Source organism: Bacillus infantis (assembly GCF_008180445.1).
GTDB classification, from domain to species: domain Bacteria; phylum Bacillota; class Bacilli; order Bacillales; family Cytobacillaceae; genus Bacillus_AB; species Bacillus_AB infantis_B.
Genome location: NZ_VTER01000012.1, coordinates 67,530 through 84,745 on the forward strand (window position 1 = coordinate 67,530; position 17,216 = coordinate 84,745).

Annotated in this window: 16 protein-coding genes; 2 read left to right on the forward strand and 14 right to left on the reverse strand. The window is 47.0% G+C overall.

The genetic code is table 11. From position 1 onward, the window contains the following. Positions 1-97: 97 nt before the first annotated feature. From prmA to gpr, 9 genes are all read right to left on the reverse strand, one after another. Complete coding sequence (prmA, locus tag FZD51_RS20860) at positions 98-1,036, reverse strand: 50S ribosomal protein L11 methyltransferase (protein WP_148976518.1); 939 nt, start codon at positions 1,034-1,036, stop codon at positions 98-100. A 21-nt stretch (positions 1,037-1,057) separates the two neighbouring features. After that, positions 1,058-2,179 carry a molecular chaperone DnaJ gene (gene dnaJ, locus FZD51_RS20865; protein WP_094767031.1) on the reverse strand — a complete coding sequence of 374 codons (1,122 nt, stop codon included), beginning with the start codon at positions 2,177-2,179 and terminating at the stop codon, positions 1,058-1,060. A 330-nt stretch (positions 2,180-2,509) separates the two neighbouring features. Further along, positions 2,510-4,339 (reverse strand): molecular chaperone DnaK, encoded by a 1,830-nt coding sequence (gene dnaK, locus FZD51_RS20870; protein WP_148976519.1) that lies wholly within the window; start codon positions 4,337-4,339, stop codon positions 2,510-2,512. Between the two features lie 31 nt (positions 4,340-4,370). Then, entirely contained in the window at positions 4,371-4,994 is a 624-nt protein-coding gene (gene grpE, locus FZD51_RS20875; protein ID WP_148976520.1) for a nucleotide exchange factor GrpE, read from the reverse strand. Positions 4,995-5,127: 133 nt separating this feature from the next. Further along, a complete protein-coding gene (gene hrcA / locus FZD51_RS20880; protein ID WP_009796262.1) occupies positions 5,128-6,159 on the reverse strand; it encodes a heat-inducible transcriptional repressor HrcA in 1,032 nt (343 codons plus the stop codon). An 84-nt stretch (positions 6,160-6,243) separates the two neighbouring features. Next, positions 6,244-7,383 (reverse strand): radical SAM family heme chaperone HemW, encoded by a 1,140-nt coding sequence (gene hemW, locus FZD51_RS20885; RefSeq protein ID WP_148976563.1) that lies wholly within the window; start codon positions 7,381-7,383, stop codon positions 6,244-6,246. Between the two features lie 123 nt (positions 7,384-7,506). After that, a complete protein-coding gene (gene lepA, locus FZD51_RS20890) occupies positions 7,507-9,342 on the reverse strand; it encodes a translation elongation factor 4 (RefSeq protein WP_148976521.1) in 1,836 nt (611 codons plus the stop codon). Positions 9,343-9,483: 141 nt separating this feature from the next. Next, positions 9,484-9,822 (reverse strand): YqxA family protein, encoded by a 339-nt coding sequence (locus FZD51_RS20895; RefSeq protein WP_148976522.1) that lies wholly within the window; start codon positions 9,820-9,822, stop codon positions 9,484-9,486. Between the two features lie 339 nt (positions 9,823-10,161). Next, positions 10,162-11,286, reverse strand: a complete 1,125-nt coding sequence (gene gpr / locus FZD51_RS20900; RefSeq protein ID WP_148976523.1) for a GPR endopeptidase — start codon at positions 11,284-11,286, stop codon at positions 10,162-10,164. A gap of 278 nt (positions 11,287-11,564) precedes the next feature. Here gpr and rpsT point away from each other — a divergent pair, with 278 nt between their 5' ends. Next, positions 11,565-11,831: a 30S ribosomal protein S20 gene (rpsT, locus tag FZD51_RS20905; RefSeq protein WP_148976524.1), complete on the forward strand. Its 267-nt coding sequence runs from the start codon at positions 11,565-11,567 to the stop codon at positions 11,829-11,831. Positions 11,832-11,922: 91 nt separating this feature from the next. Here the strand turns inward: rpsT and holA are convergent, their stop codons facing one another. Then, complete coding sequence (gene holA, locus FZD51_RS20910) at positions 11,923-12,954, reverse strand: DNA polymerase III subunit delta (protein ID WP_148976564.1); 1,032 nt, start codon at positions 12,952-12,954, stop codon at positions 11,923-11,925. A 301-nt stretch (positions 12,955-13,255) separates the two neighbouring features. Here holA and FZD51_RS20915 point away from each other — a divergent pair, with 301 nt between their 5' ends. Further along, positions 13,256-13,390: a YqzM family protein gene (locus FZD51_RS20915; RefSeq protein ID WP_009796271.1), complete on the forward strand. Its 135-nt coding sequence runs from the start codon at positions 13,256-13,258 to the stop codon at positions 13,388-13,390. Positions 13,391-13,497: 107 nt separating this feature from the next. On the opposite strand, the gene FZD51_RS20920 is transcribed toward FZD51_RS20915, so the two are convergent. From FZD51_RS20920 to FZD51_RS20935, 4 genes are all read right to left on the reverse strand, one after another. Next, entirely contained in the window at positions 13,498-14,055 is a 558-nt protein-coding gene (locus FZD51_RS20920; protein WP_148976525.1) for a ComEC/Rec2 family competence protein, read from the reverse strand. Then, entirely contained in the window at positions 14,045-15,826 is a 1,782-nt protein-coding gene (locus FZD51_RS20925) for a DNA internalization-related competence protein ComEC/Rec2 (RefSeq protein WP_148976526.1), read from the reverse strand. Before FZD51_RS20925 ends, FZD51_RS20920 begins: the two co-directional genes overlap by 11 nt. Positions 15,827-15,843: 17 nt before the next feature. Next, the gene (locus tag FZD51_RS20930; RefSeq protein WP_148976527.1) at positions 15,844-16,431 is read right to left on the reverse strand and encodes a ComE operon protein 2; all 588 of its coding nucleotides are present in this window, start codon (positions 16,429-16,431) and stop codon (positions 15,844-15,846) included. A gap of 83 nt (positions 16,432-16,514) precedes the next feature. Then, entirely contained in the window at positions 16,515-17,153 is a 639-nt protein-coding gene (locus tag FZD51_RS20935) for a helix-hairpin-helix domain-containing protein (protein ID WP_148976528.1), read from the reverse strand. Between the last annotated feature and the right edge of the window lie 63 nt (positions 17,154-17,216).

Genomic DNA, 17,216 nt, shown 5'->3' on the forward strand with positions numbered 1-17,216 from the left:
CTGCAAATCCGCCAAACGGAAAAAAGGGACTTTGAAGGACATGGGTGTATCCCAGCTTCAAGTACTCCCGTTTTTCCCGCCCAGTCAGATATTTGTCTTATTTATTCTTGGCAATGATGGCGACCCAGTCTTCCATCTGCAGGATTTCTTCAATTTCGAACCCGGCCTCGATGATTGCCTCTTTGACCTGCTGCTTTTTCTGCTGAATGATGCCAGATGCAATGAAGCGTCCGCCTTTTTTCACTGTTTTGGCCACATCATCTGTAAAGCGCAGGATGACTTCGGCCAGAATATTGGCAACTACGACATCGGCCCCTTCCTGCACTCCGTTCAACAGGTTGTTCTGCGAAACACTTACAGTCTCATGCACCTTATTCAGCTTAATGTTAAGCCTTGCAGACTTAACAGCCACTTCGTCAAGATCAAGTGCTTCCACTTTTTCCGCCCCGAGCATGGCAGCAGCAATGCTGAGCACACCTGAACCGGTTCCGACGTCAACGACTCTGTCCCCTTTTGCCACCGTACGCTCCAGCGCTTGGATGCACATGACTGTCGTCGGATGTGTCCCGGTGCCAAAAGCCATGCCCGGATCAAGCTCGATAATCAATTCATCGCTGCTTACAGGCGTATAGTCCTCCCAGGTCGGCACAATGGTGAACCGTTCAGATATTTTAACAGGATTATAATATTTTTTCCAGGCAGTGGCCCATTCCTCTTCGTTCACTTCACTGATCGTCACTTTATTGAGCCCGATATCAATATTGTAAAGGATAAGGCCGTTGATGGCTTCCTTAATTTCATCAACCGTCTCGCCCAGGAAGCTGTTGACCGGAAGATAGGCTTTCACAATAACGCCTTCCTCTGGGTAATCTTGCGGATTGAGCTGGTAGATTTCACCGAATTGATCTTCTCTGTCTTTAATCAAATCAAACGGATCCTCAATGACTACTCCGCTTGCTCCGGCTTCATGCAAAATGTTTGAAATCGGTTCAATCGCCTCATTTGTTGTATGAATGCTGATTTCTGACCATTTCATTCTCTACCAACTCCCATTCCTTTATTCACCCTTAAAGGCTCTTTTCACCTTTGCGAAAAAGCTTTCTTCCTGTTCACCCTGCGGCACTTGGCCGCTCACTTCGCCAAACTCCTGCAGAAGCTGTTTCTGTTTTTCTGTCAGTTTTGTCGGCGTGACAATCCGCACAAGTATGTGCTGGTCGCCATTTCCATAGCCCCTCACATTCGGCACGCCTTTTCCCTTCAGGCGGAAGCGGGTGCCTGTCTGAGTCCCGGCAGGAACCTTCAGTTTCACTTTTCCATGAAGGGTCGGCACCTCGATTTCATCACCAAGTGCTGCCTGGACAAAAGTGATTGGCATTTCACAGTAAATATCGTCAGCTTCACGTTCAAAGAATTCATGGCCCCTGACATGGAATACTACATACAGATCTCCTGGAGGACCGCCGTTTATGCCTGGTTCCCCTTGTCCGGTCACGCGCAGCTGCTGTCCGTCATCAATGCCGGCCGGAATTTTTACATGGATTTTCTTTCGCTTGGTCACTTTGCCTGTGCCGCCGCAAGTTTGGCATTTTTCTTTGATTTCTTTGCCTGTTCCGCTGCAGTACTGGCAGACCCTTCTGTTGACAATCTTGCCGAACGGCGTATTCTGCTCAACATTCAGCTGGCCGGAGCCATGGCAATGCCGGCAGGTTTCAGGCTTAGTGCCAGGCTTGGCCCCTGAACCGTCGCAAGTCTCGCATGTTTCTTCCCTCGGTATTTCAATATCAGTTTCTTTTCCGAATACCGCTTCTTCAAAAGAAAGGGACATTGTATATTGAAGATCGGCCCCCTGCCTTGGTGCATTCGGGTCCCTTCTCCTTCCGCCGCCTCCGAAGAAAGTACTGAAGATATCCTCGAAGCCGCCGAAGCCGCCTCCGAAATCTCCTCCTCCAAAGCCCTGGTTGGGATCTGTATGGCCAAACTGGTCATAGTGGGCGCGTTTCTGATCATCACTCAAAACTTCGTACGCTTCTTTTACTTCCTTGAATTTCTCATCTGCATCCGCTTCTTTATTAATATCAGGATGATATTTTTTTGAAAGCTTGCGGTAGGATTTCTTTATTTCATCCTTGCTGGCACTTTTGCTGACCCCCAGGACCTCATAATAATCCCGTTTGCTCATGAATTTCACACTCCCCGGTCATTTCACATAAAGATTATTGTATCACTCTATAAAGAAAAAGTGCAATAGTTAAACTAAAAGCGCAGGCGGCTTGTTCAGGCCCGACAAGCTTAAGACAAGCAGAGCGGAAGGTTGTTCTTTAACCTTCTGATCTGCTTGGCTTAAGACCTCGAGGGCCTAGCCGCCGGAGCTGGATAAACTAAAAGCGGAGGGCGCTTGCCCTAATATGGAACGCAGGCTAATCACCTGCCTATTCACTGCTCCAGATAAAGAAAAAAAGCCAAAGCCAAGCGGAACCTGACTTTGACTTTTATATCCTGCTGCCTGCTATTATTTTTTGTCGTTGTCGTTTACTTCTTCGAATTCTGCGTCCACGACATTGTCATCTCCGCCTTGGCCTTCAGCACCCTGAGCTGCCTGAGCCTGCTTCGCTGCTTCTTCGTAGAGCTTCATAGAAAGATTCTGGACGATTTCCTGAAGGGCATCCTTCGCAGTGCGGATCTCTTCCAGCTCATTCTTTTCGATTGCTGCCTTCAGTGCATCCTTAGCTTCGTTCGCTTGCGCAACTTCCGCTTCATCCACCTTGCCTTCAAGATCTTTCAAAGTCTTTTCAGTCGTGAAGACTAGCTGGTCTGCCTCATTGCGAAGCTCCACTTCTTCTTTGCGCTTTTTATCTGCTTCTGCATTTTCTTCTGCTGCCCTGACCATTTGCTGGATTTCATCGTCAGAAAGGCCTGTGGAAGATTTGATTGTAATTGTCTGCTCTTTGTTTGTTCCAAGATCTTTGGCGCGTACATTGACGATGCCGTTTTTGTCAATATCGAAGGATACTTCGATTTGAGGTATGCCGCGCGGTGCCGGCGGGATATCAGTCAATTGGAAGCGGCCAAGAGTTTTATTGTCAGCTGACATTGGGCGTTCACCCTGAAGCACATGAATGTCAACAGCAGTCTGGCTGTCAGCCGCTGTAGAGAATACCTGGGACTTGGAAGTCGGGATTGTTGTGTTGCGCTCGATCAGCTTCGTGAACACTCCGCCCATTGTTTCGATTCCAAGTGATAATGGCGTTACATCCAACAGGACTACATCTTTAACATCTCCGGAAATGACTCCGCCCTGGATCGCTGCGCCCATAGCAACAACTTCATCAGGATTCACGCCTCTATGAGGGTCTTTTCCGACTTCCTTCTTGATTGCTTCCTGAACGGCAGGAATACGGGTTGAACCGCCGACAAGGATGACCTTATCGATTTCTGATGGAGAAAGGCCGGCATCTTTGAGCGCCTGGCGCGTAGGTCCCATTGTACGTTCTACAAGCCCCGCTGACAGTTCATCAAACTTCGCTCTGGAGAGTGTAACCTCCAGGTGAAGAGGACCTGCATCCCCTGCAGTGATGAACGGAAGGGAGATTTGTGTAGAAGTGACGCCAGACAAGTCTTTTTTCGCTTTTTCAGCTGCATCTTTCAAGCGCTGAAGCGCCATTTTGTCTTTTGAAAGGTCGATGCCGTTTTCTTTTTTGAACTGTTCTACTAGATAATCAATGACTGCCTGGTCGAAGTCATCCCCTCCAAGACGGTTGTCGCCGGCAGTTGATTTAACTTCAAAAACGCCGTCGCCAAGCTCGAGGATGGATACATCAAATGTACCGCCGCCAAGGTCATAAACAAGGATTGTCTGGTCTTCGTCCATTTTGTCAAGACCGTATGCAAGAGCCGCTGCTGTAGGCTCGTTGATGATGCGCTCTACTTCCAGGCCGGCAATCCTGCCTGCATCTTTTGTAGCCTGGCGTTCAGCATCATTGAAATAAGCCGGAACTGTGATAACAGCTTTCTCAACCTTTTCACCAAGATAATCTTCTGCATAGCCTTTAAGATACTGAAGGATGATAGCAGACATTTCCTGCGGTGTATATTCCTTGCCTTCTGCTTCCACTTTATGATCTGTACCCATATGGCGTTTAACAGAAATGATCGTATTTGGATTTGTAATGGATTGGCGCTTAGCTACCTCGCCAACCTGGCGTTCGCCGTTTTTGAATGCGACAACTGATGGAGTTGTGCGGTTTCCTTCCGGATTCGGAATTACTTTAGGCTCTCCGCCTTCTAGAACGGATACACATGAGTTTGTAGTACCCAAGTCAATGCCAATGATTTTGCTCATGTTCCTTACCTCCCGATATTATGTAGTTTTATTATTGGTTTACTTTTACCATTGCCGGACGGATGACCCTGTCCTTTAGTATATAGCCTTTTTGGAATTCTTCCACAACTGTGTTGGATGCAAAGTTTTCGTCTTCAACCTGCATGACAGCCTGGTGCAGATGCGGATCAAACTCTTTTCCGACAGCCTCGATTGCTTCGGCGCCTTCTTTTTTGATCGCCTCCGCAAGACTCCGGTACACCATTTCCATTCCCTGCTGGAGCGTTTTGGCCTGCTCATTGTCAGTTTCCATTTTCAGCGCTCTTTCGAAATTGTCAAGGGCTGGAAGAAGTTCAGTGATCAGTTTTTGTGCTCTATATTTTTCAGCCGCCTCCTGATCAAGCTTTGCCCGGCGCCTGGAATTATCAAAGTCTGCCTGAAGACGGAGATAGCGGTTTTCTGCTTCCCACAATTTGGCCTCAAGCTCTGCAATCTTTTCATGTGCAGCCTTCAGTTCTTCGGAGTCTTCCTGGCCCATAGATGACTCTTCACCATTTTCACCAGTTTCAGATGGTGAAGCTGATTCTCCAAATACTGCTTCGATCGGCTCATTGCTTCCTTCTGCAGCGGCTGCTTCTTGTTCTTCTTCCTTTAAAAAGTCCTTATTGTCTGCCAACTAGTTCACCTCCCTTAAAGGTTAAGCATGCCTGGCGTGACTTGCATGCCATAGGACGCTGATTGGATATAAATATTTACACGCAATGAAAGGGATGGAAGACAGCTTCCACCCATCATCAATATTACCTGCGTCAGCTCTTTTGATACAGCTTCGTCAGGACGTCAGTGAGGTCTGCGCTGATAATCTGCAGCAGGCTGATCACCCTTGAATACTCCATCCTCGTCGGCCCAAGGACCGCGATGGTCCCCAGCTGCTCTGCACCCATTGAATAGGTGGCAGTAATGAGGCTGCAGTTTTCCATGGCCGAGTTCTCATTCTCTCTGCCGATTTTAATATTGATTCCTGATTTATCTTTGCGTATTAAATCATAGATGCTTTCTTCCTGCTCAATCATATTCATCAGATTCCTGATTTTATTGATATCATGGAATTCCGGCTGGCTGAGCATATTCGTTTTGCCGCCGAAAAAGAGTTTTTCATTGGCTGACAGCTTTAATATGTCAGCAAAAGAATAGAGCAGGAGATCATAGTGATTGACATGCTGCCTGAGCAGCACAGCCACTTCTTTATAGATTTTATCGTTGAGATTATCTATAGGCACACCGGCCAGCCGCTCATTCAGGATATTGACCAGTTTTTCTATTTCCCCAGGATGGATATTCTCGGGTATGCTGAACATTTTGTTTTCCACATGCCCTGTATCAGTCACAATGATGGCTATGGCCGTATCCTTGTTCAGAGGAACAATCTGAATTTTTCTCAGTTTGTTTTCTTTAACAGCTGGACCAAGGACAATTGACGTATAGCTCGTCAATTCTGACATGATTCTGGCAGATTTCTGCACAATCTTTTCGAGCTCATAAATCCGCTCTGCAAAGAGGGACTTAATGGTGAATATATCCTGCTGGTTCAGCTTCTGGGGTGACAATAGATGGTCAACATAATAGCGATAGCCTTTTTCAGAAGGAACCCTTCCGGATGAGGTGTGTGTTTTCTCGATAAAACCCAATTCTTCTAAATCAGCCATTTCGTTTCGGATAGTGGCCGAACTGAAAGAAATTTCTTCTTTTTTCGACAGGCTCCTTGAACCGACTGGCTGGGCAGACCGAATGAAATCATCAACAATCACCTGGAAAATCAATAATTGACGATCTGTTAACACGTTTATCACCTCTGTTAGCACTCTTCGTTAGCGAGTGCTAAATCTAATAATAAATTATCAAATTTATAGGCGCGATGTCAATCATTAGATTACACCGATGAAGGATTGAAATACTTCGTTCCCAAGAAGGCGCCCTTTTCGCGTCAGCCGGATCGACTTCCCGCCAGCTTCTATCAGCTCTAATGTCTGAAGCCTTTCCAGCTCGCTCCTGAACAGCAAAAGCGGATCTTCTTCAAATTTCTCCATAAAGCGGGAAACTTCTACACCTTCCGTCTTTCTTAGCCCCAGGAACATTTCCTCTTCCATCTTTTCAGCTTTTGTCACAATATGCGATTCCATGACAGGAAGTTTGTTTTCCGACAAGGGCTCCATATATTTTTTCAGGGGCCCGTAATTGGCATTCCGGCTCCCGCCTGTATAGCCATGGGCCCCGGCTCCAAAACCGTAATACTCTTCATTATTCCAGTATGTCAGGTTATGCCTGCTTTCAAAACCGGGAAGCGCAAAATTGCTGATTTCATATTGCTTAAAGCCCTCAAGATCCATCCTTTCCATAAGAAGCTCATACATCGCTGCTTCTGCATCTTCACCCGGTGAAGGAAGCTTCCCTTTTCGCATAAGATTATAAAAAACCGTCTTCGGTTCAATGATCAGTGAGTAGCCGGAATAGTGCTGGATATCCAGTGTAAAGGCGGTATCCAGCGTTTCCTTGAATTCAGCGATGGTCTGGCCCGGCAAGCTGTATATAAGGTCCACGCTGATGCTGCTGAACCCTGTTTTTTTCGCAAGTTCAATTGATGAAAATACATCCTTGGCCCTGTGTGTTCTGCCGATCCTCTTCAGCAATTCTTCATTGAAGGTCTGGACTCCAAAGCTCAGCCTGTTCACCCCTGCATCATAAAGCGCCTTCAGCTTGTCTTCAGAAAGATCGCCCGGGTTTGCTTCGAAGGTGAATTCCGCCCCTTCTTCAAGAGGCATATGCTTTCTGATTGATGTGCACAGCATCTCGAGCTGGCGTGCATCCAAGGCAGTCGGGGTGCCTCCGCCAACAAATATTGAACCGAAAGGGCTTGAGGGACGATCCTGAAGCGTCAATTCCATTTCTCTTTCAAGTGCCTGCAGATATTCATCGACCGGCTGGCCTTTAAGAAACACTTTATTAAAATCACAATAATGGCATATATGTTCACAAAACGGTATATGGATATAAGCCGCATTTATCATACGTGTCGTCACAACCTTTAATAATTTGCTCATCGGCAGATCTTTTTTTCAATGAAAAAGAGGTTAGAGCTGCTTGTATGCAAGCATATCTAACCTCCGGCAACAAATCAAACCTGGAGCCTGTTACTTTTTGGGAGTCGTATCGTCCATTTTCAGGACTGCCATGAATGCTTCCTGCGGAACTTCGACAGAGCCGACCTGCTTCATGCGCTTTTTCCCTTCCTTCTGCTTTTCAAGCAGCTTTCTTTTCCGGGAAATATCTCCGCCGTAACATTTCGCCAATACGTTCTTCCTCATCGCTTTAATCGTTGAACGCGCAACGATCTTTTGCCCGATTGCAGCCTGGATCGGCACCTCAAACTGCTGGCGGGGAATCAGGTCCTTCAGTTTCTCTACAATCACTTTTCCGCGTTCATACGCAAAATCTCTATGAACAATAAAGCTGAGCGCATCGACTTTTTCAGCGTTAAGCAGAATGTCCATTTTGACAAGCTTGGATTCTTTATATCCAATCAGCTCATAATCGAATGAGGCATAGCCTTTTGTGCTGGATTTAAGCTGATCGAAAAAGTCATAGACAATTTCAGAAAGCGGAATTTCGTACACAATGCTGACCCGGGTCTCATCCATATATTGCATATCAATGAAAATACCGCGTTTTTCCTGGCAGAGCTCCATGATTGCACCGACATAATCATTTGGCGCCATCATCGTCGCCTTTACATAAGGCTCTTCGACACGGTCAATTTTTTGTGCGTCAGGCATATCTGATGGATTGTCCACTTTCAGCGAAGTGCCGTCAGTCATGACAACATCGTAGATAACGCTTGGTGCAGTTGTGATCAAATCTATCTTGAATTCCCGCTCAATGCGTTCCTGGATGATTTCCATATGAAGCAGTCCAAGGAATCCGCACCGGAAACCGAAGCCCAATGCCTGGGATGTCTCCGGCTCAAACTGAAGCGCAGAATCGTTGAGTTCCAGCTTTTCAAGCGCTTCGCGCAAATCATTGAATCTGGCGCTGTCAATCGGGTACAGGCCGCAGTATACCATCGGATTCAGCTTCCGGTAGCCTGGCAGGGGTTCTGTAGCTCCATTTTTCGCGCTTGTGATCGTATCGCCGACACGTGTATCGCCGACATTCTTAATTGCTGCTGTCAGGAAACCTACATCACCTACAGAAAGCTCAGGCAGCGGAGTTGATTTCGGCGTGAAAACGCCTACCTCCGTGACTTCGAATTCYTTGCCGGTYGCCATCATCTTCACTTTGTCGCCGACCTTCACTGTTCCTTCAACAACACGGATATAGGCAACAACACCTCTGTATGCATCATAAAGGCTGTCAAAGATCAGCGCCTTCAGCGGGGCATCTGGATCTCCCTGCGGAGCTGGAACCTTTTCAACGACCTGTTCCAGAATCTCCTCAATTCCGATCCCTGCTTTTGCAGATGCCAATACAGCCTCACTGGCATCAAGCCCGATGACGTCCTCGATTTCACCGCGCACCCGCTCAGGATCTGCGCTTGGAAGGTCGATTTTGTTGATGACAGGTACAATTTCAAGGTCATTATCAATGGCAAGGTACACATTTGCCAGAGTTTGGGCTTCAATGCCTTGTGCAGCATCGACAACAAGCACTGCGCCTTCACATGCAGCAAGGCTTCGGGACACTTCATAAGTAAAGTCGACGTGCCCTGGGGTGTCAATCAGATGGAAGGTGTAAATCTCTCCATCTTTTGCTTTATATTTTAATTGCACAGAATTCAATTTTATTGTAATCCCGCGTTCTCTTTCCAGGTCCATGGAATCGAGCAGCTGATCCTTCATTTCCCGCGCCGTCAAGGCATTCGTTCTTTCCAGGATCCTGTCAGCCAGCGTGGATTTCCCATGGTCGATATGGGCAATGATTGAAAAATTCCGGGTTCTGGATTGTCTTTCTAGTCTGTCTTCTCTATTCATAGCGTTCACTCCTACTATACTCGCGCATATACACTATTTTTGATTATATCAGCAGGGGTTTGAACATTCAAGGAAAAGCGGAAGCACTGAGAAGGCCCCTAAAATAAAACAGCCATCTCCAGGATGGCCGATTGTTCTCTATTATTTTATCAGATCTGCCACTTTCTTTATGGCGCTGTCTGCGGCCTTTGATAGCCCTTCGGCAAGATCCCTGCCGGCAGAGGAAAAGAAATTATATGCCTTCATTTCCTCCAGCTTTTCTCTTTTCTTTTCCAGGTCATGTGAAGATACGTCCTGGCCGAGTATGGAGGCCTCCAGCTCCCCTGTGCTGCCTTCGCTGATGGAGAAAGCAGGATTCAGGCCTTTCTCATCATAGCCTCTCATAGCCCTCGTCCCCTCATTGGCATGCTGCATGCCAAAAAGGACGGAAATGAACATCAATGCTGCAGCAAGGAAAGCTTTTACCGTAAACTTTTTCATTGCAATCACCTATTTCATTCTTTATCGGGAGGGATTTATATCAGCTGCCAGGGTATTTCCCATGGCTTCTCTTGAATGGTCCTATGACTGTGAATAATCCAGCCTTTTCTGCTTAAGGAAGCCTGGGCCCTGGGTATCAGACTTATCCACTTTGGCGCCATTGCCCTTTGCCTCCAGGGCTGATTTCATGCGGTCTCCCACTCTGCGCTTGCCTTCAGAAATCCAGACTACATGCCCGGGCGGTTATCAGTTGGTTTCGCTGTTTTCATAGGTCCGCCTCTTCAGCTTAAGTCTAGTAAATCTTATGACTATGCTAGAGTAGATAGAACCTCAAGAATGCTACCTCGTATAAAAACCGGAATTTTCCTGGTTGATCCTGCTATGGAGGGCAGCGTTCAGCCCATTGGCTACCAGATTGGACATATCCTCCATAAACACATCCACCTCTTTCGGTGTTACCATCAGATTATGGCCGATAGGAGAAAGCACCTCATAAATCAGCTTTCTCTTTTCTTCATCTGGAAGTGTGCCGACTATGCCAAGGAAAGTCTGCCGCTGCTGTTCTTCTGGCAGGTCTTCCTCTGTGAGCTTCTTTCTTTTCCCGAAATTCATGCCTGCAGGGGCGAGCGCCCGGGAGGGTCTGTCACCTTCTTTAAGCTCCCTGCCGAAATGCTTAAGAATGAAATCAATTGTATCGCTTGTGATGCTGACTGCGTCCACTACGGTCGGCACCCCAATTGCAATCACCGGAATCCCGAGAGTTTCTTTGCTGAGCTCCTTCCGCTTGTTGCCTACCCCTGAACCCGGATGGATGCCTGTATCAGAAATTTGGATGGTAGAGTTCACCCTTTCAATTGAGCGGGCGGCCAGGGCGTCAACTGCAAGCACAAAGTCCGGCTTCGTCTTCTCCACTACCCCAAAGATGATATCGCTTGTCTCAATCCCGGTCAGCCCCATAACGCCAGGGGCAAGGGCACTTACAGGCCTGTAGCCCTCCTCAACATTTTCCGGCTGAAGCTGATAAAGGTGGCGTGTGACCAAAATATTCTCACAAACCTGTGGTCCCAGTGCATCGGGAGTGACATTCCAGTTTCCGAGGCCGACGACAAGGCAGCTTGCATCTTTCTTAATCCCCATCCCCTCAATGAAGCGGGCCAATTCGCTTGAAAACACATTTTCGACCTTCTGCTGAAGCTCTGTGTCCTGCTGCCTGATACCCTGAACCTCAATGGTTAGATACTTGCCTTCTTTCTTCCCGAGGGATTTGGCGCCCTCTGATGTCACCTCAACATAAGAAATCTTGAGGTCATCTTCTTCTTTTTCTTTAATTATGACCCCTTCAAGCTGAGAGAGATTCTCTTCTTTCCCAAGGTTTTTTGAGCGTTCATCCATTACTATCTCCCTGGCTTCAATGGCAAGGTCGGTTCTTATTGAATATCTGCTAAGATCTAATGGTTCTTTCACATTGCTGCCCTCTTTTCTTCAATCCGGCCTGGGCCGGTGCTTTTTCCTAGCTTTGCCCAAACCATGCCAATTCATTCAGAAGCTGTCCCGCCTGAAGCCCCTAAAATGAGCAAACTGCTTTTGGGTCCTTCCCAGCAAAAAGAATTGATTTTAAACTACAGTATTGCATTATTGGCATGCCTTTGATAAAATAGCACTTGTTCTTAATTATTGTTAATGAATGATATGAAAGTCGAGTTAATATAATCTCGATTGCTTTTTTCTAGGAGGTGAATGGAATGCCAAACATTAAATCTGCTATTAAACGCGTAAAAACAAGCGAAGCCCGCAATGCTCAGAACGTGACTGTAAAGTCTTCAATGCGTACTGCTGTCAAGAAAGCGGAAGCTGCAATCGTTAACGAAGATACAGCTGCTGCTAAGACTTCATATGCTAACGCAGTTAGCCAGCTTGATAAAGCTGCTGCAAAAGGCCTTATCCACAAAAACGCTGCTGCACGCAAGCAATCTCGTCTTGCTAAAAAACTAAACTCTTTGAACGCGTAATCGTTTAAAGATTCCCGGCTATCTTTCAGATAGCCTTTTCTTATGCCGAAAAACAGTAAAAATGGCCCTTTTGGACCATTTTTATTTTTGTCTATTTATGGAGGGCATGGTCGTGGAGCCTGAACAGAAACATTTCAATGAGCATTTCCTTGTTCATGCCGCCGGTTTTCATATCATAATCCGCTTCTGCCAGAAGCTTCATGATGCGGGACAGTTCTTCATCTCCGAAAAGCTGGGCCTGCCCGGCTGCAAGCTTGACCCTGAATGGATGGACCTTTAAGTATCCAGCCGTCTGCTGCTGGCCGTATCCCCTTCTCGACAGCTCCTTCACCTGGTAGATCAGCCTGAATTGGCCGGTCAGAATGGAAAGAATTTTAATCGGCTCTTCATTCTGCTTTAAAAGATCATAATAAATCCGCAGGGCCTCGTCTATTTTTCTGTGGACCACCTTGTCGACTAGGGTGAAAATATTCTGCTCAAGCGACCTGGCAACCAGCTTGTCGACTGCCTTGGCATCAATCAGCTTTTCCTCGTCGGCATATAAGGCCAATTTATCAATTTCACCTGTCAGCATAAAGAGGTTGGTACCTGCCAGAGTCAGCATAAGCTGCACGGCATCCTCCTCAATCTGGACGCCGTTCTGGGCAGCCCTTTCCCTGATCCAGACTTTCAGCTCCTGCTCCCCCAGCTTTTTGGCCTCAAGGACACTTGCTTTTTTCTTCAGTTCCTTCGTAATCTTTTTTCGATCATCCAGCTTTTCATAGGGTGCCGCAAACACAATGATTGAATATGGAGACGGCTCTTTTAAATAGGATTCCAGCTTGGCCAGATTATGCTCAGTCTTCCCCTTTGTCTTTTCGGAAGTCAGAAAAGACGGGTTGTGAAGAAAGATGAGCCTCCTATCCCCCATGAAAGGGAAGGTCTCTGCATCCTCAAGTGCCGCTTCTATAGGTGTTTCCTCCAGATCATATGTAGACAGATTAAAATCGCTCTCGTCTTCAGCCAGCACATTGTTGATAAGCAGCTGTTTTGTTTCATTAATCAAAAAGCCTTCTGTTCCGTATAATAAATATACCGGGGTAAATTGTTTGTTGTTTATTTGCTTCCACACATCTAAAACCAATTGTCTCGCTCCGTTCAATACTTTTTTTCCTACTCCTATCCTAAAGAAGACCGGGCGATTTGACAAGCATTCAAAGGAACCGGGCTCGCCGATGCCCGGTTCCCCATCTATATTGAACGTCGCCAGCCAAGGCCTAGGATACTTGATTGGCGGCGGTGCGAAAACATTGTGATGTTATTTTCTGCTGCGCGAAATCAAACTATTTGTGACAACTCCTTCTAGTCCAGGAAAACGCACACAGGAATTGTGGATTTTTTTTTATATATCGCTTATACTAAAAATGATATAGGAGGGGTAGACTGTGAACGAATTTGAAAAGAACGTCCAAAGCAAACGCAACGATGCTGTTGATTCCGGCGTAGGGTTTGCCGTATCTTTCGGCTTTTTCGCATTATTGTTTGTTATTGCAACAGTCATTAAATTCATCGGAGCGTAAAAACAGCTACATAGCGTAAATTTATGGAGACTGCATACACATGCAGTCTCTTTTCATTTCTGCTTATGAAGCCTGCGGTGAATGGGAAGGGCTTTCTTAATCTTATATTATGGGAGCTTGAGGGAAAACGTTCCTGCCTTTTCGGTAAATGTGTAGGTAATTGCCCCATGAAGATCAGTTCTCAGGATTTTTATTTTCTCGGAACTCAATCTTGAAAGTACTTCTTGATGAGGGTGCCCGTACCGATTGTTCCTCCCGGCAGAGATGACGGCCGCTTTAGGCGCAATATGCCGAAGAAACTGGCTCGAACTGGAGGAATTGCTTCCATGGTGCCCCGCTTTGAGTATATCAGCCTTTAAATGAGGATATTTTTGGATGATCCAGCTCTCTCCCTCCTCCTCAAGATCGCCTGTAAAAAGCCAGCGCAATCCTCCGGCTTTTGCCATGATGACAAGAGAACCATCGTTTTTGCTTCCATATTCCCTGCCCTGGATGGGGGAGATGATTTGGAAGCTGCTGCTGCCAGCCTGCCATCCGCTCCCTGATTCAGCATAGACCACTGGTATGGACATTTCCTCCGCCCGCTGGATCAGCAAATTTTCAAGTTCCCCGCCCTCACCCCCTTCAGGGAAGACGATTTCATTGATTTGAATCTCATTCAGCACACCAGCTGCCCCCCCCTATATGATCAGCATCCCCATGGGTCAGGATCAGTCTGTCCAGCCGGGAAATCCCTCTGCTCTTCAAAAATGGGACCACAATATCCTTCCCTGGATCAAACATATCTTTTCTTTTTTCCCATTCTTCGGTCTCAAACTGAAGCCTGCCGCCAGTATCAATTAAATAATCTCCCTTGCCATAGGGCAGGGAAACCAAAATACTGTCACCCTGCCCTACATCCAGAAAGGTGATTTCCCCTTTTGGAGAGAATTTTTGCTCCAAAGGCTGAAAAGAGAAAAGCAAAAGCATACCTGCGGCCATTTTAAGGGTAAAGTGCTCTTTCTTCCTTTCCCAGATGATCAATAATGCTGGTACTCCTGTTATATACAGGGCCAAAGCAGGCCCGGATGGCTTCCCCAGCACCAATACAGCGCCAGGCAATGATCCGAGCTTTCCGGCGGCCAAATTGGCCATGCAGGCGCTCCACTCAAGCGCCTGCAGGATCAGCCCGGCATTCCCCCCTGAAAGTATATGCAAAAGGAATCCGAGCAGGATGCCAGGCAAGAGGATAAATGAAAAAAAGGGGATGTACAGAAGGTTGGCGAAGAGAGCGAATAACGATATCTCATAAAAGAAGAAGAGAATGATCGGGGCGGATGCAAGCTGGGCAACCAATGAAACAGCCACGCTTTGGGATATCCAGTGGTTCAGATTTTTAAAGATTGAGGGAGCTGAAATAATAAGGGCAAAGCTGACACAAAAAGACAGCTGAAATCCGGGTTCGTAGACTATAAAAGGAGAGATGAACAGGCAAGCGGCAAAAACAGAGCTTACAGCATCTATCGGCTGAAGCTTCTTCTTTCCTCTAGCAGCCAGCGAATAGATCAGCATACACATCAACATCAGTACAGCCCTGGTGACAGAAGGAGCCCCGCCGGTCAGGACGGCGTAAACCGGCAAGAACAGCAGCAGCAGGAACTTCATCCTTTCACTGGGGACGCCTGCTCTTTTTCCTATATAGAGGATCATGGCTGCCAGGAGGCCGACATGAAGGCCGGATATCGCCAGAAGATGGACGATGCCGAGCTTCTGGTAGTCCTCCAGCAGACTGGTGTCCATCAGGCCCCTTTCTCCAAAAACAAGTGCGGCTGCCAGCGGTGCAAGGCTCCCGGGGAACTCCGTTTCAATATAAGTGATCCCTGACTGCCTCAGCCTCTTTATTTTTGCAACAGGATGGCTTGACGTGCCGGAACACCGGCTGAGCATCAGAGAATCTGCTTCAAGAATCCAGAACGTCTGCTTTCTTTCCAGATAAAGCCTGTAGTCAAATCCATTCGGATTAGCTGCCTGCATGGGCTTTTCGAGAATGCCATCCACGCGGCATACCAGCCCTGGAACCAGATTGTTCCGCAGCAGCTGCTTTTCTTTCTCTGAATCCAGCTTATAGGCAAGGATGAGCTTTTCCCCCGTCTTTCTGTCGCGTGAGTTTACAGAAAGGCTGTTTCCATCAATCTTCATTTCTGACAGCTCCAGCTGGAATGTTTTCTCGGCTCCGCTTAATACACTGTGATTTCCCTTTTCTGCTAAATAGCCTCTGCAGGCAAATATCAGCAGCGTAATAAATAAAAGAAGAATCAACATTTTTGAAAATCGTTTTACTAGTGTAAATGCACAGATAAGGAATACGGTAAATAGCGATAATGCTATGTTCCCTTCCAGCACGGTCACCAGTCCGGCCAGGGCAGCAGCAGCAAAATAAAAAGAATTCCCCTTCACTGATACCTCCTGTCCAGTTACTTAGCTGTAAAGCCAGCCCCGGTTCCAAATAGCTCCCCGGCTTCTGCCTGTAGTTTATCAATCCGCTCACGGTCTGTCCCGTTTTGCTTCATCTCTTCCAACAGGTTTTTAATATATTCAGCCTTTTCCGCACGGTTAAATTCGAGGGAAATTTCTTTGTGCATTACCTGCTCCACCCTGACGCCTGCCTGTTCAAACAGCTCGATCGCATACGGATGGTTTTTGTAGGCTTCCGCGTAATACACTGTTGCAATGCCAGCCTGTATGATAGCCTTGCAGCATTGGAGGCATGGGAAATGCGTGACATAAATATCCGCTCCTGCAGTGGGCACACCGAATTTGGCGCATTGCAGGATGCTGTTCATCTCAGCATGTATAGTCCTGACGCAATGATTATCGATAACATAGCAGCCGTGGTCGATGCAATGGTCTCCCCCTGCGATTGAACCGTTGTATCCGCCAGCAATGATGCGTTTGTCGCGGACAATCGTAGCCCCGACTGCCAGCCTTGTACATGTGCTCCTTAAAGCCAGCAAATGGCTTTGAGCCATAAAATATTGGTCCCATGATAAACGCTGTTCCATTTTTCTCCTCCTGAAATCTCTTTGTCATAGAATAATCTCCTGGTACAAGTTTAATCTCTTTTTCAAAAGCACGTCAATGAGGCTCATTTCAATTTTATATAAGATTTAAGCTTTTCAAAGGTTTTTTCACCTATCCCGCTAATCTGCATCAAGTCCTCAAGCGACTGGAACGGACCTTCCGTTTCCCTGTATTCAATGATGGCAGCGGCTTTTGATGGGCCGATCCCCGGAATATCCTGAAGCTCCTCACTTCCCGCACTGTTGATATTTACCATTCCATCTTCTCCCGAGGCTTCACTGATAGCCTGGGCTGGTTCAGTTGCACCTGATAATTCCTCCCCTTCCTCCGGTACGTAAATAACCATTTCATCCCCCACTCTCTGGGCAAAGTTTATCCGGGTCTCATCTGCTTTTTCTGTCAGCCCCCCTGCCTTCTGAATAAGATCGGCCACACGCTCTCCGTCAGCTGCTTCATATAAACCCGGCTTCCTCACACTCCCCTTCACATCGACTTTAATGACAGGCGGAGCAGCTTCTTTTTCTTTTTCCCCTTCCTCTTCCTCCCTCAGGCCAGGCAATGACTCAAGCTCCTCCTGCATCTGCAGACTTTCAAGCGGGTCCACATCCCCGCTGTTTCCCTGAAGAAAAAAATAAAACAGCAAAATTAATAAGAAAGCCGCACCAATCCCAGCAAGCGGGCGGCGCTTGATCCAATCCAGCATGATCGGCATCCCCTTTCAAGGTATATTTGAGTTTTCGATTTCATATCGTTATATGAGATATCT

Excerpts from the sequence above, each read along its gene's own strand:
- FZD51_RS20930 (WP_148976527.1), bottom strand. The coding sequence starts at position 16,431 with ATGGAACAGCGTTTATCATGGGACCAATATTTTATGGCTCAAAGCCAT.
- rpsT (WP_148976524.1), top strand. The coding sequence starts at position 11,565 with ATGCCAAACATTAAATCTGCTATTAAACGCGTAAAAACAAGCGAAGCC.
- dnaK (WP_148976519.1), bottom strand. The coding sequence starts at position 4,339 with ATGAGCAAAATCATTGGCATTGACTTGGGTACTACAAACTCATGTGTA.
- hemW (WP_148976563.1), bottom strand. The coding sequence starts at position 7,383 with ATGATAAATGCGGCTTATATCCATATACCGTTTTGTGAACATATATGC.
- FZD51_RS20895 (WP_148976522.1), bottom strand. The coding sequence starts at position 9,822 with ATGAAAAAGTTTACGGTAAAAGCTTTCCTTGCTGCAGCATTGATGTTC.
- prmA (WP_148976518.1), bottom strand. The coding sequence starts at position 1,036 with ATGAAATGGTCAGAAATCAGCATTCATACAACAAATGAGGCGATTGAA.
- FZD51_RS20935 (WP_148976528.1), bottom strand. The coding sequence starts at position 17,153 with ATGCTGGATTGGATCAAGCGCCGCCCGCTTGCTGGGATTGGTGCGGCT.
- dnaJ (WP_094767031.1), bottom strand. The coding sequence starts at position 2,179 with ATGAGCAAACGGGATTATTATGAGGTCCTGGGGGTCAGCAAAAGTGCC.